The sequence below is a fragment of the Flavobacterium pectinovorum genome, from assembly GCF_022802975.1.
GTDB classification, from domain to species: Bacteria; Bacteroidota; Bacteroidia; order Flavobacteriales; family Flavobacteriaceae; genus Flavobacterium; species Flavobacterium pectinovorum_B.
On the sequence record NZ_JAFEVZ010000010.1, the window covers coordinates 168821 to 186306 of the forward strand.

15 protein-coding genes are annotated in these 17486 nt (G+C 35.1%); 8 read left to right on the forward strand and 7 right to left on the reverse strand.

Annotation, left to right across the window (positions count from 1 at the left end; genetic code table 11):
• Nucleotides 1–248: 248 nt before the first annotated feature.
• Together FLV_RS14865 and FLV_RS14870 are read right to left on the reverse strand one after the other, a co-directional pair.
• Complete coding sequence (locus FLV_RS14865; protein WP_243234929.1) at nt 249–974, reverse strand: LytR/AlgR family response regulator transcription factor; 726 nt, start codon at nt 972–974, stop codon at nt 249–251.
• Nucleotides 961–2022, reverse strand: coding sequence for a sensor histidine kinase (locus FLV_RS14870; RefSeq protein ID WP_243234930.1), 1062 nt, complete (start codon nt 2020–2022; stop codon nt 961–963). The genes FLV_RS14865 and FLV_RS14870 overlap by 14 nt, the downstream gene beginning before the upstream one ends.
• 156 nt (nt 2023–2178) lie before the next feature.
• Here FLV_RS14870 and FLV_RS14875 point away from each other — a divergent pair, with 156 nt between their 5' ends.
• The 5 genes from FLV_RS14875 (at nt 2179) to FLV_RS14895 (ending at nt 8468) form a co-directional block, all read left to right on the forward strand.
• Complete coding sequence (locus tag FLV_RS14875; protein WP_243234931.1) at nt 2179–4029, forward strand: alpha-amylase family glycosyl hydrolase; 1851 nt, start codon at nt 2179–2181, stop codon at nt 4027–4029.
• A gap of 7 nt (nt 4030–4036) precedes the next feature.
• Nucleotides 4037–6667, forward strand: coding sequence for a DUF5916 domain-containing protein (locus FLV_RS14880; protein WP_243234932.1), 2631 nt, complete (start codon nt 4037–4039; stop codon nt 6665–6667).
• Nucleotides 6668–6992: 325 nt separating this feature from the next.
• Nucleotides 6993–7211, forward strand: a complete 219-nt coding sequence (locus tag FLV_RS14885; protein WP_243234933.1) for a helix-turn-helix transcriptional regulator — start codon at nt 6993–6995, stop codon at nt 7209–7211.
• The gene (locus FLV_RS14890; protein WP_243234934.1) at nt 7198–7527 is read left to right on the forward strand and encodes a HipA N-terminal domain-containing protein; all 330 of its coding nucleotides are present in this window, start codon (nt 7198–7200) and stop codon (nt 7525–7527) included. Before FLV_RS14885 ends, FLV_RS14890 begins: the two co-directional genes overlap by 14 nt.
• A complete protein-coding gene (locus tag FLV_RS14895; RefSeq protein ID WP_243234935.1) occupies nt 7524–8468 on the forward strand; it encodes a HipA domain-containing protein in 945 nt (314 codons plus the stop codon). The genes FLV_RS14890 and FLV_RS14895 overlap by 4 nt, the downstream gene beginning before the upstream one ends.
• A gap of 47 nt (nt 8469–8515) precedes the next feature.
• Here the strand turns inward: FLV_RS14895 and FLV_RS14900 are convergent, their stop codons facing one another.
• From FLV_RS14900 to FLV_RS14915, 4 genes are all read right to left on the reverse strand, one after another.
• Complete coding sequence (locus FLV_RS14900; protein ID WP_243234936.1) at nt 8516–8992, reverse strand: hypothetical protein; 477 nt, start codon at nt 8990–8992, stop codon at nt 8516–8518.
• A gap of 205 nt (nt 8993–9197) precedes the next feature.
• Complete coding sequence (locus FLV_RS14905; RefSeq protein ID WP_243234937.1) at nt 9198–10604, reverse strand: efflux transporter outer membrane subunit; 1407 nt, start codon at nt 10602–10604, stop codon at nt 9198–9200.
• Between the two features lie 19 nt (nt 10605–10623).
• Nucleotides 10624–13788 carry an efflux RND transporter permease subunit gene (locus tag FLV_RS14910; RefSeq protein WP_243234938.1) on the reverse strand — a complete coding sequence of 1055 codons (3165 nt, stop codon included), beginning with the start codon at nt 13786–13788 and terminating at the stop codon, nt 10624–10626.
• 6 nt (nt 13789–13794) lie between these two features.
• On the reverse strand, nt 13795–14952 hold the full coding sequence (locus tag FLV_RS14915) for an efflux RND transporter periplasmic adaptor subunit (RefSeq protein WP_243234939.1): 1158 nt from the start codon (nt 14950–14952) through the stop codon (nt 13795–13797).
• A 265-nt stretch (nt 14953–15217) separates the two neighbouring features.
• Between FLV_RS14915 and FLV_RS14920 the strand changes: the two genes are divergently transcribed.
• The 3 genes from FLV_RS14920 to FLV_RS14930 are packed head-to-tail and all read left to right on the forward strand — an operon-like array spanning nt 15218 to nt 17298.
• Complete coding sequence (locus FLV_RS14920) at nt 15218–16261, forward strand: sensor histidine kinase (protein ID WP_243234940.1); 1044 nt, start codon at nt 15218–15220, stop codon at nt 16259–16261.
• Nucleotides 16262–16993, forward strand: coding sequence for a LytR/AlgR family response regulator transcription factor (locus FLV_RS14925; RefSeq protein WP_243234941.1), 732 nt, complete (start codon nt 16262–16264; stop codon nt 16991–16993).
• Between the two features lie 11 nt (nt 16994–17004).
• Nucleotides 17005–17298, forward strand: coding sequence for a DUF3861 domain-containing protein (locus tag FLV_RS14930; RefSeq protein WP_243234942.1), 294 nt, complete (start codon nt 17005–17007; stop codon nt 17296–17298).
• 95 nt (nt 17299–17393) lie between these two features.
• On the opposite strand, the gene FLV_RS14935 is transcribed toward FLV_RS14930, so the two are convergent.
• A partial coding sequence (locus FLV_RS14935; protein ID WP_243234944.1) for an IS3 family transposase occupies nt 17394–17486 on the reverse strand: 93 nt, incomplete at its 5' end.

The window sequence follows — 17486 nt, forward strand, 5'->3', positions numbered from 1 at the left end:
ATAATAAAAACAATCGGTTGTGTAATAATTTGAAAAAATGACTAAATTCAACAAAAGTTTGCTCTTTTATAAATCAGGAAATTCTGCAAAAATAATTTTACAATGCAATCGGTTGTGTAAACATATAAAATTGTTGTGTATCAAAAAAATTTTCTTCTCTTTTTTTTCTAAAATAATAATAGAATCAATCAAAAATTCTTAAAATGACAGATAAATTAGGTTGCTAACCAAAATTTAGCAAGATAGATTCATTTATTTTTAACAAAAGAATTAAGTAAAACAGAAACATCAGAACTATAGAGTCTTCCTATTGGCAGTTGTTTGTCTTTTACCAGAACTACGTTTGCATTAAAACTAACAATTTTACTTATAGCAACCAAAAAAGAACGATGGATTCTACAAAATAAACCCTCCGGCAGCTTCTCCTCCATTTCTGAAATAGACTGATAGGTTTTATAACTATTTGTTTCAGTATAAATCATTAGATAATTTCCCTGTGATTCAAAATAGTCAATTTCATCCAGAAATAGTTTTACCATTTTTCGTTCGCATTTTACAAAAATAAATGGGCTTTCTAATTCCGTTTTTTTGGTAAGCAGCACTATTTCATTTAGTTCCCGCATTTTACTGTATTTATTTATGGCTTTTGCAAAACGCTCATACGAAATGGGTTTTAAAATATAATCGATCGCATCTAACTCAAAGCCTTCAACTGCATATTCGGTATAGGCGGTTGTAAAAATAATTGCCGTTTCGGGAGGTATATTTCGTGCAAACTCTATTCCTGATTTTCCGGGCAGGTTTATATCCAAAAAAATGAGATCAATTTTTTGTGTTTTCAAAATGTTTTGCGCCCCTGAAACACTGCTGAATCTCCCCTTTAAATCTAAAAAATCAAATTTTGCAATATGAAGCTCTAATAATATAGAAGCCGGTAATTCATCTTCGATTATAATACAATTAGTGGCTGCCATCTTTCATCTTTAGTTTTAAGGAAACAAAAAAACTGGTTGTTTCATTTTTAATAGTTAAAACATGTTCGTCCGGATAGAGTAATTCCAGTCTTCTTTTTACATTTGCAATTCCGATACCGCTGCTGATATTTTCAATTGGAGTATTATTTTCAGCAAGACTGTTTTCAATTTTAACTACAAACCAGTCCTCTTTTATACTGATTGCGATCGTAATCCAGCCCTGATTATTTTCATCCAGACAATATTTATAGCTGTTTTCAATAAACGGAAGAACCAAAAAGGGCTCTATGGAATGATTTTCAATCTCTCCAAAAACACTAAAACTCAATTGAAGCCGATCATCAAAACGCAGTTGCTGAAGCGCAATATAATTTTTAAGATAATCAATTTCATTCTCCAGAGAGATACTTTTATTATTTACATCATAAATCGAAAACCGCAGCAAGTCTGATATTTTTAGCACAATCTCTGCCGAATCATCTGATTTGCTTAGGATTTTAGAGTACAGGCTGTTGAGAACATTAAACAAAAAATGAGGATGAAACTGGTTGCGGAGCGAAGTTAATTCGGCTTGTAATTTCTCTGATAGTATAGTCTGTACCTTATTTTTTTCTTCTGCCAAATGATAAAACAACCGAAAAGCAACCGGAATAGTAACTACAAACTGCAATTTACTCACATTGTATAAAAACACCGGAGCAGACAAAAGCGGTTCAGTCTTCCAGAAAGTTAAATAATAACGAAGAATGATATAATTGTCAATTAACCGCTGTAGAAAAGCAAAAAGCAAAATCATAACGATATAAGCCATAAAAAAGATAACTGTTCTTTTTCTGAATAACAATTTCGGCATTAATAAATCAACCACAATAGTTACAAAACATATTTTAGGCAGTACACTATACCATTCATTACGCCAGGCTACAATAAAATCTTTCTCAGGCAATCCCTGAATCAGACTGAATAGTAAAATATAACCCAGCCAATAGAGCGTATAGAGTTTAATTATCTGAAACCTGTTTTCAGGATTGTATGTCAATAGATTCATTTTTGTGATGTTTTGCCTAAATGTAAAAATAGTGCTTTTGTTTCAAACCAAAATTGCTGTTTACCATGCAAATCATGCTGTTTAAATAAGTTGCTTTTTTGAAGGGTTAAAGAAAAATATCTTTCGCTCATAAAACTAACTTAAAAACAACCAAAGATGAAAAAAACACTCTTTTTTTTCCTGATTTTAATGGGTTTAGCGTTTACCGCAAATGCTAAAAATGATGTCTATCCAACAAACTGGTGGACCGGGATGAAAACCAATTCTGTTCAGTTATTAATCCGCAGCACCGGAAATGCTTTTACATCCGAAAATGTCAGTATTAATTATCCGGGCATTACCATTTTAAAAACACATCCCTTTTCAAACAAAAAGTATCTGGCTGTTGATATTCTAATAGCTCCGGAAACCCTTCCGGGTGAAGTGGTAATTGAAGTCAGTCAGCAAGGCAAAAAGCAAAAAATAAACTGGCCCATTTATAAACGAAGAACAGGAAACGGAACTCAGTATGCGCAGGGCGTGAATTCGGCTGATTTTATTGACCTGATTATGGTGGATCGTTTCAGTAACGGAGATGCAACAAACGATCGTATAAAAGGAATGAGAGATCAATCATTAGATAGAAACCAAATGTATGATCGCCATGGTGGAGATTTACAGGGTGTAATTAACAATCTTGACTATTTGCAGGGATTAGGTGTTACAACTTTATGGTTTACCCCAATCATGGAAAACGATATGGTCAACAGAACCGAGCATGGTTATGCCATTACAGATCATTACAAAATTGATGCGCGTTATGGCGGTGATGAGGCTTATAAAAAATTAAGCAGTAACCTGCATCAGCGTGGTATGAAACTGATTTTTGATGCGGTGTACAATCATTTCGGGCTTTATCATTTTCTGGAGCAGGATGCACCGGATAACGATTGGGTTCATCGCTGGCCGGAATATACCCAGACTAATTACAGAGAGCAGCCTTTATTTGATCCTTATGGTGCAAAATCAGATCAGAAAAAAATGAGCAACGGCTGGTTTGACAAAATAATGCCGGATATCAATCAGGACAATCCTTACATGGCAAATTTTCTGATTCAGAACTGTATCTGGCATGTCGAAACCTTTGGTATCGACGGAATTCGTCTTGACACTTATACCTATAATGATTTAAGTTTTGCCAATCGCTGTAACGAGGCAATCCTGAATGAATTTCCTAAAATCACCATTTTTGGCGAAATTATGGTACACGGAGCTGCGAACCAGGCTTATTTTGAACAGAATACTATCGACACCAGCTTTAAAAGTAATCTGCCATCGGTGGTAGATTTTCAGAGTTTGTATTACGGAATCATTCCTGCCCTCACCCAGCCTTTTGGATGGACAGATGGTGTAAACAAATTGTACTACACACTCAGCAGTGATTTTTTGAGTAAAAATCCGATGCAGAAAGTTTTGCTTTTAGATAATCATGACGAGCCAAGATTTTTCTCTGTTGTTGGTGAAAATGTCGAAAAGCAAAAAATGGGCTTTCAATGGCTTTTAACCTGTCGTGGCATTCCGCAATTGTATTATGGTTCTGAAGTATTAGTCAAAGGATTCAAAGCCCCTGATGGATTAGTGCGTGCTGATTTTCCCGGTGGATGGAGTACCGATACCAAAAATGCTTTTACCGGAAAAGGACTGACAGACGACGAAAAATCTACTCAGGATTTGGTTCGAAAGCTGGCTAATTTCAGAAAAACAGCTTCGGCAATTACCACTGGAAAAATGATGCATTACATTCCGACAGAAGGTTTATATGTGTATTTCAGGTATGATGAAAAGCAGACTATTATGTGTATCATGAATACAAGTAACAGTGATAAAGAAATTGATTTTCAGAAATATGACGAAAGAACAAATGGTTTTAATTCGGCAAAGAATGTAGTAACGGATGAAGTTTTTTCTTCACTAAATAAAACTACAATTCCGGCTATGAAAATGTGGGTTTTAGAACTAAATAAATAATCCGGAAATGTTTTATTTTAAAAAAATATTGCCATTAGTATTTTTCGTTTTCCAATTAAGTTATGGTCAGCAGGCACCAAAACCAAATCGGAAGGTTTATAACACAAAATCAACAGGAACACTCCCTCCGCCGGTCATAGACGGTATTTTAAACGATAAAAGCTGGAATATTGTCGAATGGACAGGCGATTATATAGAAAACCTTCCTGACGAAAATACGGAACCCATTGAACAAACAAAATTTAAAGTAGTATACGATAAAGAGTTTATATATTTTGGTTTTAGATGTTATGATAAAGATCCGAAAGGAATCGTAAAAAGGTTATCCAGACGTGATGGTTTTGAAGGCGACTGGATTGAAATCAACATCAGCAGTCATTATGATCAGCTTACGGCTTTTTCATTTGCTGCATCCGTTGCGGGTGTAAAAAGCGATGGTTTCATTTCTGATAACGGAAAAACCTGGGAGGGAAACTGGAATCCGATCTGGTATCTAAAAACCAATATAGATGATGAAGGCTGGACTGCAGAAATTAAAATTCCGCTGAGCCAGTTAAAATTTAGTGATGCCCCTGAACAAATTTGGGGGCTTCAGTCTACACGCCGGTATTTCAGGACAGAGGAACGTTCTCTTTGGCAGCGAATTCCGCTTGATGCTCCGGGCTGGGTAAGTGAGTTTGGAGAACTGCATGGTTTGAAAGGTTTATCTCCAAAAAGACAAATTGAGATCCAGCCGTTTTTGCTAACTAAATTAGAAACGTATCCAAAAGAAGCAGGAAATCCTTTTAAAACAGGTAATGATTTTCAGGTAAACGGAGGTTTGGATGCAAAAATCGGAATCACCAATGATTTAACCTTAAACCTGACAATAAACCCTGATTTCGGTCAGGTCGAAGCTGATCCCGCTGCTATTGTGTTGGATGGTTTTCAGGTTTTTTATGATGAAAGAAGACCTTTTTTTGTCGAAAACAGGAATATTTTCAACTACACTTTTGCTGATGATCAGGACAATTTATTTTATTCCCGCAGAATTGGAAGAAACCCCAACGGACAGCCTAATCTTCCGGAAGGTGCTTTTATGACTATTCCTGCCAATACTACGATTTTGGGTGCTGCAAAATTTAGCGGAAAAACTAAAAATGGCTGGTCAATAGGAGTTCTTGAAAGCGTAACAGGCAAAGAATATGCGAAAATTCAGGAAAATAATCAGACCCGAGAAGTTTTAGTTGAACCTTTAACCAATTATCTGGTTGGCCGTGTGCAGAAAGATTTTAATCAACGCAACAGTTACATCGGGGGTATTTTTACAGCGACCAATCGAAATTTAGAAACTGATTTTCTGAATTTTATGCATCGATCAGCTTATACAGCGGGCATCGATTTTAGGCACAACTGGAACAACAGAAAGTATTATTTCAAAGGCAATTTCGTTACCAGCAAAATTGAAGGAAGCAAAGAAGCCATTACCGCAACCCAAAGAAACATGACGCATTTATTTCAGAGAACAGATGCAGGGCACTTGCAGGTTGATACTGAAAGAACATCACTAACAGGAACCGGTGGACAACTTGAGATAGGGAAATCAAGTGTAGGCAACTGGCGCTACAGGGGATATTTAGTCTGGAGATCGCCTGAATTAGAGCTTAACGACATTGGCTTTTTAAGACAGGCTGATGAAATTAAGCAGTACGCATTTTTGTCTTATGAAACCTTAAAACCTTTTGGCAGTTTTCGAAAAGTAACCACTTATTTCGACCAGACTTCAAATTTTGATTTTGAGGGAAATTATAACAGAATGCAATATATGCTGGGTTCTGACGCCATGCTTAAAAACAACTGGAACCTCATTGTTTCTGCTATCTATAAACCTGTTAATTATTCCAATTCGATGCTTCAGGGCGGTCCAAGATTTCGCTACTCCGAAGATTTTTTCAAATCGATTACGATTGTGTCAGACAGCAGAAAAAAATTCAGGTACAGGATGGCGATCTATGACAATAAGGCCAAAAACAATTCGTTTTCATACTCTGAAATCAATGTTGGATTGACGTATCAGCCTATCAATGCTTTTACTATTTCTGTAACTCCTGCCCTTTCTTCCAATAAAAATAAATTGCAGTACATTACCCAAACGAGTTTTAATACAGAATCGCGATACATTACTGCCAATTTGGATCAGAATACTTTTAGTGCTTCAATACGCTTAGATTACAATATAAATCCGAATTTCACTATTCAGTATTACGGTCAGCCTTTTATTTCGAAAGGAAAATACAATCAATTTAGTAAAGTGATAAATCCTGTTGCAGCCTATTATAAAAACCGGGTAAGTTTATTCAATCAGAATCAAATTGATTTTAATGAAAGTGAAAGTTATTATGAAGTAGATGAGGATACAAACGGCACAACAGATTATACCATACATAACCCCGACTTTTCATTTGTGCAGTTCCGTTCTAATTTGGTGGCTCGCTGGGAGTACATTCCGGGTTCTGAAATCTTTTTTGTGTGGTCACAGGGGATTACTTCAAACGGAAATCCGAACGGAAATCTGATATCAGAATTGAACTCACAAATTTTAGGAAGGAAACCAATTAATACTTTTTTGATAAAAATGACCTATCGATTTCTGTTTTAATCATTTAAACTAATACTAACAACGAAACATAATAATAATTTAATAGTCAATGTTTTAAATCAATTTTATTACAGTGCCATTTCTGATGAAAATATAAAATTTTTATAAAATTCCAGTGCAGTATTTATTGTACTGAAGAAAGTGTCAGCTGTGCACATCAGGTTTTATTAAACACTTTTAAAGCTAAAGGATTGATTTTTTCAGCTTAATCAGCTTTAATATTATACCCGATAAGGTATAAAAATAAGTATATTTTATTTTTTATACCCGAAAGGGTATAATACAAATAAAAAACGTATATTTATACCCGATAAGGTATAAAATTATGAAATTAAGTGATTTTGTTAAGGAAAAAAGAAGTTCTACAAATCTTACTCAGCCTGAACTGGCAGAAAAAGCTGGGGTTGGGCTCCGTTTTGTTCGGGATTTGGAGCAAGGTAAAGATACTGTACGCTTAGATAAGGTAAATCAGGTTTTACAATTATTTGGTTATCAATTAGGTGCAATTCCAATAAATTATAATATCCCAGATGATAAAGGCTGAAATAAAAATGCATAACAAAACTGCAGGCTGGCTTTCACAAGATGAAAATGGCTATCATTTTTTTTATGATAAAGTTTATCTGGAAAGTAATAGTCCGGAAGCAATAAGTTTGACATTACCTATCCGGAAAGATACTTATACCAGCAAAATTCTATTTCCTTTTTTTGATGGATTGATCCCGGAAGGATGGCTTTTAGACATAGCCGAAAAAAACTGGAAATTGAATCCAAGAGATCGCATGGGGTTGTTATTGTCTTGCTGTAAAGATTGTATTGGCGCTGTTAGTGTTTATCCGGTAAACGAAGAGGAAATATGAAACAGTGCTTATATTGTTATGAAATTCTGAATGAAAATGAAATAGATTTCCACGCTTCATGTAGTAAGAAAATCTTCGGTACAATCCTACCGCCAGAACTTCCCTATTCAGAAACACAAATAGAGGAACTGGCATTACAAATTGTACAAAGTCAGATAGCTGTTACCGGTGTACAGCCAAAATTATCTTTGGATTTAATTTCAAATACAAACAATAATCAGCCTAAAAGATTTACAATTGTTGGTCTTTGGGGAGAATATATCCTCAAACCCCCAACTTCACATTATATACAATTACCCGAAGTCGAAGATTTAACTATGCATTTAGCAGCAGCTGCAAAAATTAAAGTGGTTCCACACAGTTTAATACGACTTAAATCAGGAAAATTGGCTTACATAACCAAAAGAATAGACCGTAGTAAAAAAAACAAGTTACATATGGAAGATATGTGCCAGTTAACTGAAAGGCTTACTGAAAATAAATACCATGGGTCTTACGAACAAATTGCAAAAGCTATATTAAAATATTCTACGAATCCTGGATTAGACGTTGTTAATTTTTTTGAACAAATCGTATTTTCATTCCTTACCGGAAATGCAGATATGCATCTGAAAAACTTTTCTTTAATACATCAGCCAAAAATAGGCCCTGTACTTTCACCTGCCTATGATATGGTTGCTACTTCAATTGTTAATCCTGAAGATGATGAAGAAATGGCTTTAACGCTAAATGCGAAAAAGAAAAAAATAAGAAAAAGCGACTTCATAGCTGCATTTACTAGTTTAAATCTGGAGAAAAAGCAGCAGGAAAATATTTTCAACAAAATGAAGAAGTCGAAAGAAAAGTGGTTTGATTTAATTGATAGAAGTTTCCTCAGTGAAGATTTCAAGAAAAGTTACAAAGAATTAATTCTAATGCGATTCGAAAGAATAGAATTCTAAACTAAAAACGCCTCCAAATTTGGAAGCGTTTTTAGTTTAGAATTTAATTAATGTTTACCATTACCATGTGAATGGTTTTGCTCATTTTTAGAATTCCCTTTACCCTTACCATTTCCATTGTTATGGCCATTTGACTTTTGCTTTCCTTCAGATTTGTAATTTTTCTCCGGTTTTGGGCCTCTGTGTTTTTGAGGTTTATAAGATACTCTGTGTTTTGAATGATAACTATAAGGTTTACTGCCTCTGTAATCTCTTAAAACCACTTTGTATCCAGAATAGAAATCATAATTTCTGTATCTGGCCGGCACCCTTCTTTCACGAATCCATACACCATTATTAAAATAGATATATTGACTTTCTGTTACATCATAATAGATATCAATATCCGGTAAATAATAATATCTGCTGTCATCATAGCCTACTGGTCCCCAATTTGGCGGTGTACCAATATTTACATTAACCGAAACCTGCGAATGTGCCAATGCGCTCATAAAAAGCACGAAAGCTAATGCTAACTTTTTCATCTTTTTTGTTTTTAAAAATTAATTTCATTAGAGATTAATCTAAAGTAGTGCCAAAATTTGAGTTTATAATCTCTATTATACCAAACAGTAAAAAAAACCGACAAAAACCACTTTTCAGACGATATACACAGTTAAATAAAAAAGCGCCTCAAATATGAGGCGCCCTTCGTTTTAACAATTTTAATTTTCGGCGATGATTAAAACTCTATTTCCAGCCACCACCTAAAGCACGATACAAATCAACAACTGCTTGTAATTTTTGTAGATTATCATTGATACCGCTCAATTGAGCAGCCAATAAATTTTGTTCTGATGTCAATACATCAGTATAATTAGTTGCCGAACTGTATTCTAAAAGCTGTTGTGTAAAATCGACTGCTTTCTCTAAGGCTTCAATTTGTTTTTCTCTCGAATCTTCTTTTTCAACTGCCATTTGGTACGAATATAAGGCATTCGAAACTTCCTGACCTGCCGTTAAAAGGCTTTGCTGAAAATTATTATAGGCCTGCAATTGCTGTGATTGCGCATTTGTGAGTCTCATTTTATTAAGCCCCTGATTAAAAATTGGCTGAGTCAAACCTCCAATTACCGAATAAAAAATAGAATTGGTAAAAAAGTCTTTTAATTCTAAATTCGAAAATCCACCGCTCGCAGTAAGCGTTAAACTTGGATAAAAATAAGTTTTAGCCAGATTTGTAGATTCAAATGCCACTCTGAAATTAAATTCGGCCTGGCGAACATCCGGGCGATTTTGTAACAGTTGAGAAGGTAATCCTATTGCAATATTTTCAGGGATAATCTGCGTTCCTAATTCACCTCTTTCAATTGGTCCGGGAGCTTGTCCTAATAAAATATTCAACATATTTTCAGTTTCACGAATACTTTGTTTTAAATCCGGAATCAAAACTTGGGCAGCGTGCTGGTTAGCTTCACTTTGCACTACAGCTGCTCCGGTAACAATTGCACCTTCTTTTAAAGCTTTAATTGTTTCTACATTTTTAATACGGCTTTCTAATGTTTCCTGCGTAATTTTTAATTGTTTGTCATACGCTAATAACAGGAAATAATTATTGGCAATATCTGAAATCAATTGTGTCTGAACCGCTTGTTTTGCAGCATCTGTTGCTAAATATGTAGCCAAAGCAGCTCTTTTAGAACTGCTTAGTTTCCCCCAAATATCTGCTTCCCAGGAGGTACTTAAACCTAATTTATAAGTTGTCGTTAAAGTATTGATGTTGATTCCAGGCGGAAAATTTAGTCCTGCTTCAGATTGTTTGGTGTGAGTTGCGTTTGCATCCAGTTGTAATGTTGGATAGTACGCTAATTTACTCTGACGCAAAGATGCTCTTGCCTGAACAATATTTTCAATTGCATTTTTCAGATTCAGATTCTGATCCAATCCTTTTTGAATCAATGCATTTAGTTTTTCATCTTTAAAAACACTCTGCCACGGCAAATCTGCAATCGTAGTCGAATCGGCAGAAGCCTGATCACGATAGAGTTTATCTGTAGAAAGCGTTGTTGGGCGTTCGTACTTTTTGGTAATCGAGCACGCACTTAAAAGTACGGCTGTTAGCACCAATAGAATATATTTATTTGAACTATGAATCATTTTTTCTAAATTAAATTATTTACTCTTTATGAGTTTCTATAAGGTTAATCTCCTCATCATCTTCATCATCATAACCATCTTTTGCAGGACCGCTTACTTTTTCCTGTAAAGTCTGGAAAATGATAAACAATACCGGAATTACAAATACTCCTAAAATGGTTCCGATTAACATACCTCCTACAGCTCCTGTACCAATTGATTTGTTTCCGACAGCTCCGGCTCCGGTAGCAAACATTAAAGGAACAAGTCCTAAAATAAAGGCAAAAGAGGTCATTAAAATAGGTCGTAAACGGGCTACTGCTCCTGCAATTGCTGCTTCTACAATTGGCAATCCTTTTCGTCGCCTTTCTAAGGCAAATTCAACTATCAAAATACCGTTCTTCGCCAGTAGTCCAATCAACATGATTAAGGAAATCTGCAGGTAAATATTACTGTTTAATTTAAAGATAATCGAGAACAAATAGGCTCCTGCCAATCCAAACGGAATAGAGAATAATACTGCAAAAGGCAAAATATAACTCTCGTATTGAGCACTCAATAAAAAATAAACAAAAACCAGACACAGTATAAAAATGAAAATAGTCTCACTTCCTGATGCTAATTCTTCACGGGTTAATCCTGAAAATTCGTATCCGTATCCTGCAGGAAGATTTTCTGCCGCCACTTCCTGAATGGCTTTAATCGCATCTCCAGAGCTATATCCCGGGTTTGGTGCTCCTGTAATTGAAATCGAAGTAAATAGGTTAAATCTTGAAATCGATTCCGGTCCAAAAACTCTGGTCATAGTTACAAATTCAGTTATTGGAGCCATATTTCCGGAGCTATTTCTAACAAAGATTTTGTTCAATCCTTCAGTATTAGTTCTGAATTCCGGAGAAGCCTGAATCATAACACGGTATTGTTTCCCGAATTTATTGAAATTCGAAGCATACAATCCACCATAATACCCTTGCATGGTTGACAAAATCGAATTGATGGAAACACCTGCATCTTTTGCTTTTGCCAGATTAACATTCATCATGTATTGAGGAAAACCAGGATTGAAAGGTGTTGTTGCATATTGTATCTCAGGACGTTTCGCCAACTTCTCTAAAAAGTCGGTATTCACTTTATAAAACTCTGCTGTTGAATGTCCTCCTTTATCCTGCAATTGAAATTCAAATCCACCACTTTGTCCAAATCCCTGAATTGTAGGCGGAGAAATAAAGAAAATATTGGCTTCGCGAATGCCGCTTGTTTTAGCAAAAAGCTGACCAATAACATCATTAACACTTAAGTCACGTTCATCCCACGGTTTTAATTTTACAATAACCATACTGTAAGCACTTCCTGCTCCTGCTGTAAAATTCTGCCCCACAATACGAAGGGTGTTTTTAACTCCCGGAATAGTCTTCGCAATACTGTCTACTTGTTTAGCTATAATATCAGAACGCTCCATAGAAGCCGATGGCGGTAAACTAATATTAGCAAAAACTGTTCCCTGATCTTCTGAAGGCACGAAAGCTGACGGCGTGGTTTTCATCATATAAAATAAGGCTGCACCGGCAATTAAAATCGAAGCCAGAACAATCCATTTTTTGACAGAAAGAAAACTTACTGAACGTTTGTATCTGTTGGTTACATTATCAAACGCAACGTTAAACGAAGTGTAAAATCTTTGCAAATAACTTTTATGTTTATGATCGTCTGCATGCGGTTTAAGCAAAAGTGCACACAAAGCAGGACTCAAAGTCAAGGCGTTTACAGCCGAAAGTATAATTGCAACCGCTAATGTAATACCAAATTGCTTGTAGAAAACCCCTGTTGATCCCGTAATAAACGTTACCGGAATAAATACGGCTGCCATTACCAGCGTAATCGAAATAATCGCTCCCGAGATTTCATCCATCGCATCAATAGTGGCTTTCTTAGACGATTTATAACCATGATCCAGCTTGGCATGTACGGCCTCGACGACGACAATCGCATCATCGACAACAATACCAATGGCGAGAACCATAGCAAAAAGCGTTAATAAGTTGATCGTAAATCCGAATAAATTCAGGAAGAAAAATGTTCCTATAATCGCCACCGGAACTGCAATTGCCGGAATTAATGTCGATCTGAAATCCTGAAGAAAAATGAATACTACAATGAAAACCAAAATAAAAGCTTCAATTAAAGTGTGAATTACTTTCTCTATAGAAGCATCCAGGTTTTCATTAACATCAACAAGCAATGTATATTTTACGCCTTTAGGGAAACTTTTTGATGCTTCTTCAATTAGTTTTTTAGAATTATTGATTACATCACGAGCATTTGATCCTGGAGTCTGGCTGATTGCCATTGCTGCTGATTCTACCCCGTTTGTTTTAATTGTAGAAGCATAACTCAAAGATCCAAGCTCAACTTTAGCCACATCTTTTAGTCGCAGTATTTGTCCGTTTCCAACCGATTTTATTACGATATCACCAAATTCCTCAGCACTGGTTAAACGTCCTTTATATTTTATTACATATTGAAAAGCCTGATCTCCGTTCTCTCCAAATTTACCCGGTGCCGCTTCGATATTTTGTTCAGCCAAAGCAGCCGAAATATCGCTCGGAATCAGTTTGTATTGTTGCATGATGTCCGGTTTTAGCCAGATTCTCATCGAATAATCTTTGGCCCCAAAAACGTTTACATCCCCAACCCCAACAACACGCTGAATTTGTGGTACAAGATTGATCTTGGCATAGTTTTGAAGAAAAGTCTGATCGTACGCTTTGTCTTCACTGTACAAAGAAAAAATTAATAAGTTACTACTCTGGCTTTTGGTTACGGTAACCCCTGCCTGAGTTACTTCGACAGGAAGTAAACTTGTTGCTCTGGAAACTCTGTTTTGTACGTTTACCGCAGCTAAATCAGGATCTGTTCCTACTTTAAAAAAGATTTTGATTGAAGCATTTCCATCATTAGTCGCTGTAGAAGTCATGTACGTCATGTTCTCTACACCATTAATCTGCTCTTCAAGCGGAATTACGATACTTTTAAGTACAACATCTGCATTTGCACCAGTATAACTTGCTGATACATTTACTGTTGGAGGAGCAATATCAGGATACTGCGCAATGGGAAGCGCAGAAAGTCCTAAAAAACCCAAAATTACGATTATGACCGAGATTACTGTAGAAAGTACTGGTCGTTGTATAAATATTTTAAACATTTGTTTTTATTTTAAATCAGCGTAAACAGATTCAGCGCTTTGACTTTGAGGTTTAATTTGAGTTCCGTCTTTCAATGCAGCAACTCCTTCTAAAACAATTTGATCCCCGGCTTTTAAACCGCTCTCTACTACATAATAATTTCCTGCATTATTGTCTAAAACAGTAATATTGACGCTTTTTGTTTTTCCTGTATTATCTACAACAACTACAAAAAGTTTGTCCTGAAGCTCAAATGTGGCACTTTGAGGTACGATCAAAACATTTTTAACTTCATTCGGAATTCGAACTGTAGTACTGCTTCCACTTCTGATAATTCCTTTTGGATTTGGAAAACGTGCTCTAATGTTTACAGAACCGGTTTCGGTATTAATTAATCCGTTTACTGTTTCAATTCTACCTTTCTGATCATAAGCAGAACCATCTGAAAGCAATAAAGAAACAGCCGGTAAACTTTTTATCTTTTGATTTAATGAAGATCCCGGTGTGTTTTGAGTAAAATTTAGAAGTATTTTTTCATTAATGGCGAAGTAAGCATAAACATTACCAATACTTGAAACTGTTGTTAACGGATCAGTAGTATTTGAGCCTACCAAACTTCCTAAACGAAACGGAATAGATCCCACAACACCGTCAACAGGACTTGTTACAGTTGTATATCCCAAATTAGTTTTGGCATTGACCAAAGCTGCATTTGCCTGAGCTAATGCAGCCAATGCAGATTCATAAGAATATTGTGCCGATTCTAAATCGTATTTACTGATGATTCCTTTTTCTACCAAAGGTTTTACCTTGTTCACAGCCAGTTTTGCAGCACTTACATCGGCCTGTGCACTTTTAATGCTTGCTGCCGCTGTACGAACCTGCTGCTCATACTCAGGAGCACTGATTTTAAACAAAGCCTGTCCTGTTTTTACTACAGCCCCTTCATCAACAAAAATTTTATCGATGTAACCTTCAACTCTTGGACGAATCTCTATATTTTGCTGTCCCTGAATACTAGCGGGAAAATCGCTGTTTAATGTAGCAGATTCTGGCTGCAATACGACCGTCTTATACTCTTTAATTTGTGGAGTACCTCCGGCCTGTGCCGATTTATCATTTTTACCGCAAGATGCGATAAGAAAAGATGCTGCTAAAATGCTTAAAAATGATTGCTTATTCATTGTTAAAAATGTGAAATTATCTATTAAATAAGAAGCAAAAGAAATAAAATAGAACACGCAAAAAATATCCAATAGACGAAGAGCATATTATAATCGACAGAGATATCCTTAGAACCGATGGATTTTTTAAAAAACTAAACAAGTGTTTAATTTTTGAGCTCATCGGCTCTAATATGGTTTTTATGGATTGTAAATCTCTCTCTGGCGATTGGTGCAAAATTGCATTCAAATAATGTGTAATATTGTCAATAAAATATAAATTATAATGTCTACAAACTTATTTAGACCCTATTTATTTACCGGATTACACATTCTAAGCTGGTTGTTATTGGGATTTATCATGTTATTTTATATTCCTATAACCTGGAATGTATTACTGCCATTTGTATTTTGGCTTTGGCAGATAATTATCTTAGTTTTATTGATTATCCTTTTTTATTCAAATGCCAAAATCATAGTTCCAAAAACTATTATAAAAGATAAAACATCGCCGTTTTTGATCTGGGTGTTTCTTACCATTTTTGTAATGCAGCTTATCGCTTATTTTTATACTTCGGAAACAGATCTTCATACTAAAATCAGTGAGGTTTTAGGGTTTAAAAAGTATAGAAACCCTTACTTTGACAATTATGTGCTCATGCTGACTCTATTGGTTTTAGGTATCAGCACAAGCTGGGCAATGCTACAACATTGGCAGAAAGCCGCACAACATAAACAAAAACTGGAACAGGATAAAACAATGGCCGAATTGGCAATGCTAAAAGCACAGATCAATCCACATTTTTTCTTTAACTCGCTAAATAGTATTTATTCTCTTACTTATACTGATATTGAAGATTCGAGAAATGCGCTGCATACGTTAAGCCGAATGATGCGATACCTGCTTTACAGTACAGAAGAAAGAACAACTTTATTGAAAGAAGCCGAATTCATGAAGGATTTTATAGCCTTGATGAAACTTCGTGCCAACAGCAAACTCACTATTACAACTAATATCCCGGAAAAAATACACGATTATCCAATTGTTCCGATGTTATTGTTACCTTTAGTAGAAAATGCTTTTAAACATGGTATTCATGCAACTGATAAAAGTGAAATTTATATTTCGCTTAAACAAAATGGAAACAATCTTGAATTTGAAGTAGAAAACACCTATTTCGAAAAAACTTTTACTACAAATGAGGGCGGTATTGGATTAACGAATACGAAACGCAGACTTCATCTAATTTATCCGAATAAACATTCCTTAATAGCCGGAATAGGTAAAAACGGAAAATACAATGTAAAACTGGAAATAACTTTAGAATAAATGACAGCATTAAAATGTATAGCCGTAGATGATGAGCCACTGGCATTAAAACTGGTACAAACCTTTATCGAACAGACACCTTTTCTTGAATTGAGTGCCAGCTGTGATAATGCGGTTGAAGCGATGAGCATAATTAAAGAAAAACAGCCGGATCTAATCTTTCTGGACATTAATATGCCTAATTTAACCGGTATGGAACTGGCAAGACTGTTACAGGAACAGCCCGGATTAACTCCAAAAATTGTTTTTACAACTGCTTATAATCATTATGCAATTGAAGGTTATAAAGTTAATGCAGTCGATTATCTTTTAAAACCTTTTAGTTATGAAGAGTTTTTACGCGCTGCCAATAAAGTATTGAAAATAACAGAAGAATCTTCAAATCATTTCCAGCCAATCGCATCAGACGATGAGTTTTTTTTCTTAAAGGTAGAATATCAATGGGTTCGTATTTCCTTAAAAGATGTTTTGTATATCGAAAGTCTAAAAGATTACGTAAAAGTACACCTTGTCGATTCTCAAAAAACGGTTCTTTCACTTATATCACTGAAAGCTTTAGAAGAAAAATTACCTTCTGCAAAATTCATGAGAATTCATCGTTCGTTTATAGTTTCTCTTGATAAAATAAATGCCATTACTAAAAATTCAATTTTAATTGGTAAAACAGAAATTACGGTTGGAGAACAATACAAAGAAGCCTTTAAAACCATTGTTGACAGATGGTTAAAATAAAATAGATTATCATGGAAAAAAGATCAAACAAATATTATCTGACTTTAAGTCTTAAGCAATATGCAAATGGCGAAACCGAACCTGCAAAAGAACTTGGAATCGAATTTGAAAATCATGATGAGATTTTTAGCATTATTGAAAAAATGAAAGCTAAAAATTTATTTGACAATGAATCTGAAGCGACACAATTTGCACTCGGATTGAAACTATTTGGAGAAATAAAACTAAAACATCGAAAAAACCCTCTCTTTGATGAAATAAATGAAGTTTTTCCAACCTTTATGAAGAAATTGAAAAGTTTGTAATGCATACAAAATTGTTCATTTTGAGGAACGAGAAATCACACAAAAAAAACGCTTCAAAATGTAGAGTGCACCCAAAAGTTTAGACGAATTTATAATTAAATTTGATAATAATGAGCTCGATATTGTATCGGGCTCATTCCTTTTAGATTTAGTTTTATTCTTTCATTGTTGTAATATTCTATATACTC

Coding starts and splice junctions, on each gene's coding strand:
- FLV_RS14920 (WP_243234940.1), top strand. CDS start 15,218: ATGTCTACAAACTTATTTAGACCCTATTTATTTACCGGATTACACATT.
- FLV_RS14895 (WP_243234935.1), top strand. CDS start 7,524: ATGAAACAGTGCTTATATTGTTATGAAATTCTGAATGAAAATGAAATA.
- FLV_RS14915 (WP_243234939.1), bottom strand. CDS start 14,952: ATGAATAAGCAATCATTTTTAAGCATTTTAGCAGCATCTTTTCTTATC.
- FLV_RS14875 (WP_243234931.1), top strand. CDS start 2,179: ATGAAAAAAACACTCTTTTTTTTCCTGATTTTAATGGGTTTAGCGTTT.
- FLV_RS14900 (WP_243234936.1), bottom strand. CDS start 8,992: ATGAAAAAGTTAGCATTAGCTTTCGTGCTTTTTATGAGCGCATTGGCA.
- FLV_RS14930 (WP_243234942.1), top strand. CDS start 17,005: ATGGAAAAAAGATCAAACAAATATTATCTGACTTTAAGTCTTAAGCAA.
- FLV_RS14910 (WP_243234938.1), bottom strand. CDS start 13,788: ATGTTTAAAATATTTATACAACGACCAGTACTTTCTACAGTAATCTCG.
- FLV_RS14870 (WP_243234930.1), bottom strand. CDS start 2,022: ATGAATCTATTGACATACAATCCTGAAAACAGGTTTCAGATAATTAAA.
- FLV_RS14885 (WP_243234933.1), top strand. CDS start 6,993: ATGAAATTAAGTGATTTTGTTAAGGAAAAAAGAAGTTCTACAAATCTT.
- FLV_RS14865 (WP_243234929.1), bottom strand. CDS start 974: ATGGCAGCCACTAATTGTATTATAATCGAAGATGAATTACCGGCTTCT.
- FLV_RS14925 (WP_243234941.1), top strand. CDS start 16,262: ATGACAGCATTAAAATGTATAGCCGTAGATGATGAGCCACTGGCATTA.
- FLV_RS14880 (WP_243234932.1), top strand. CDS start 4,037: ATGTTTTATTTTAAAAAAATATTGCCATTAGTATTTTTCGTTTTCCAA.
- FLV_RS14890 (WP_243234934.1), top strand. CDS start 7,198: ATGATAAAGGCTGAAATAAAAATGCATAACAAAACTGCAGGCTGGCTT.
- FLV_RS14905 (WP_243234937.1), bottom strand. CDS start 10,604: ATGATTCATAGTTCAAATAAATATATTCTATTGGTGCTAACAGCCGTA.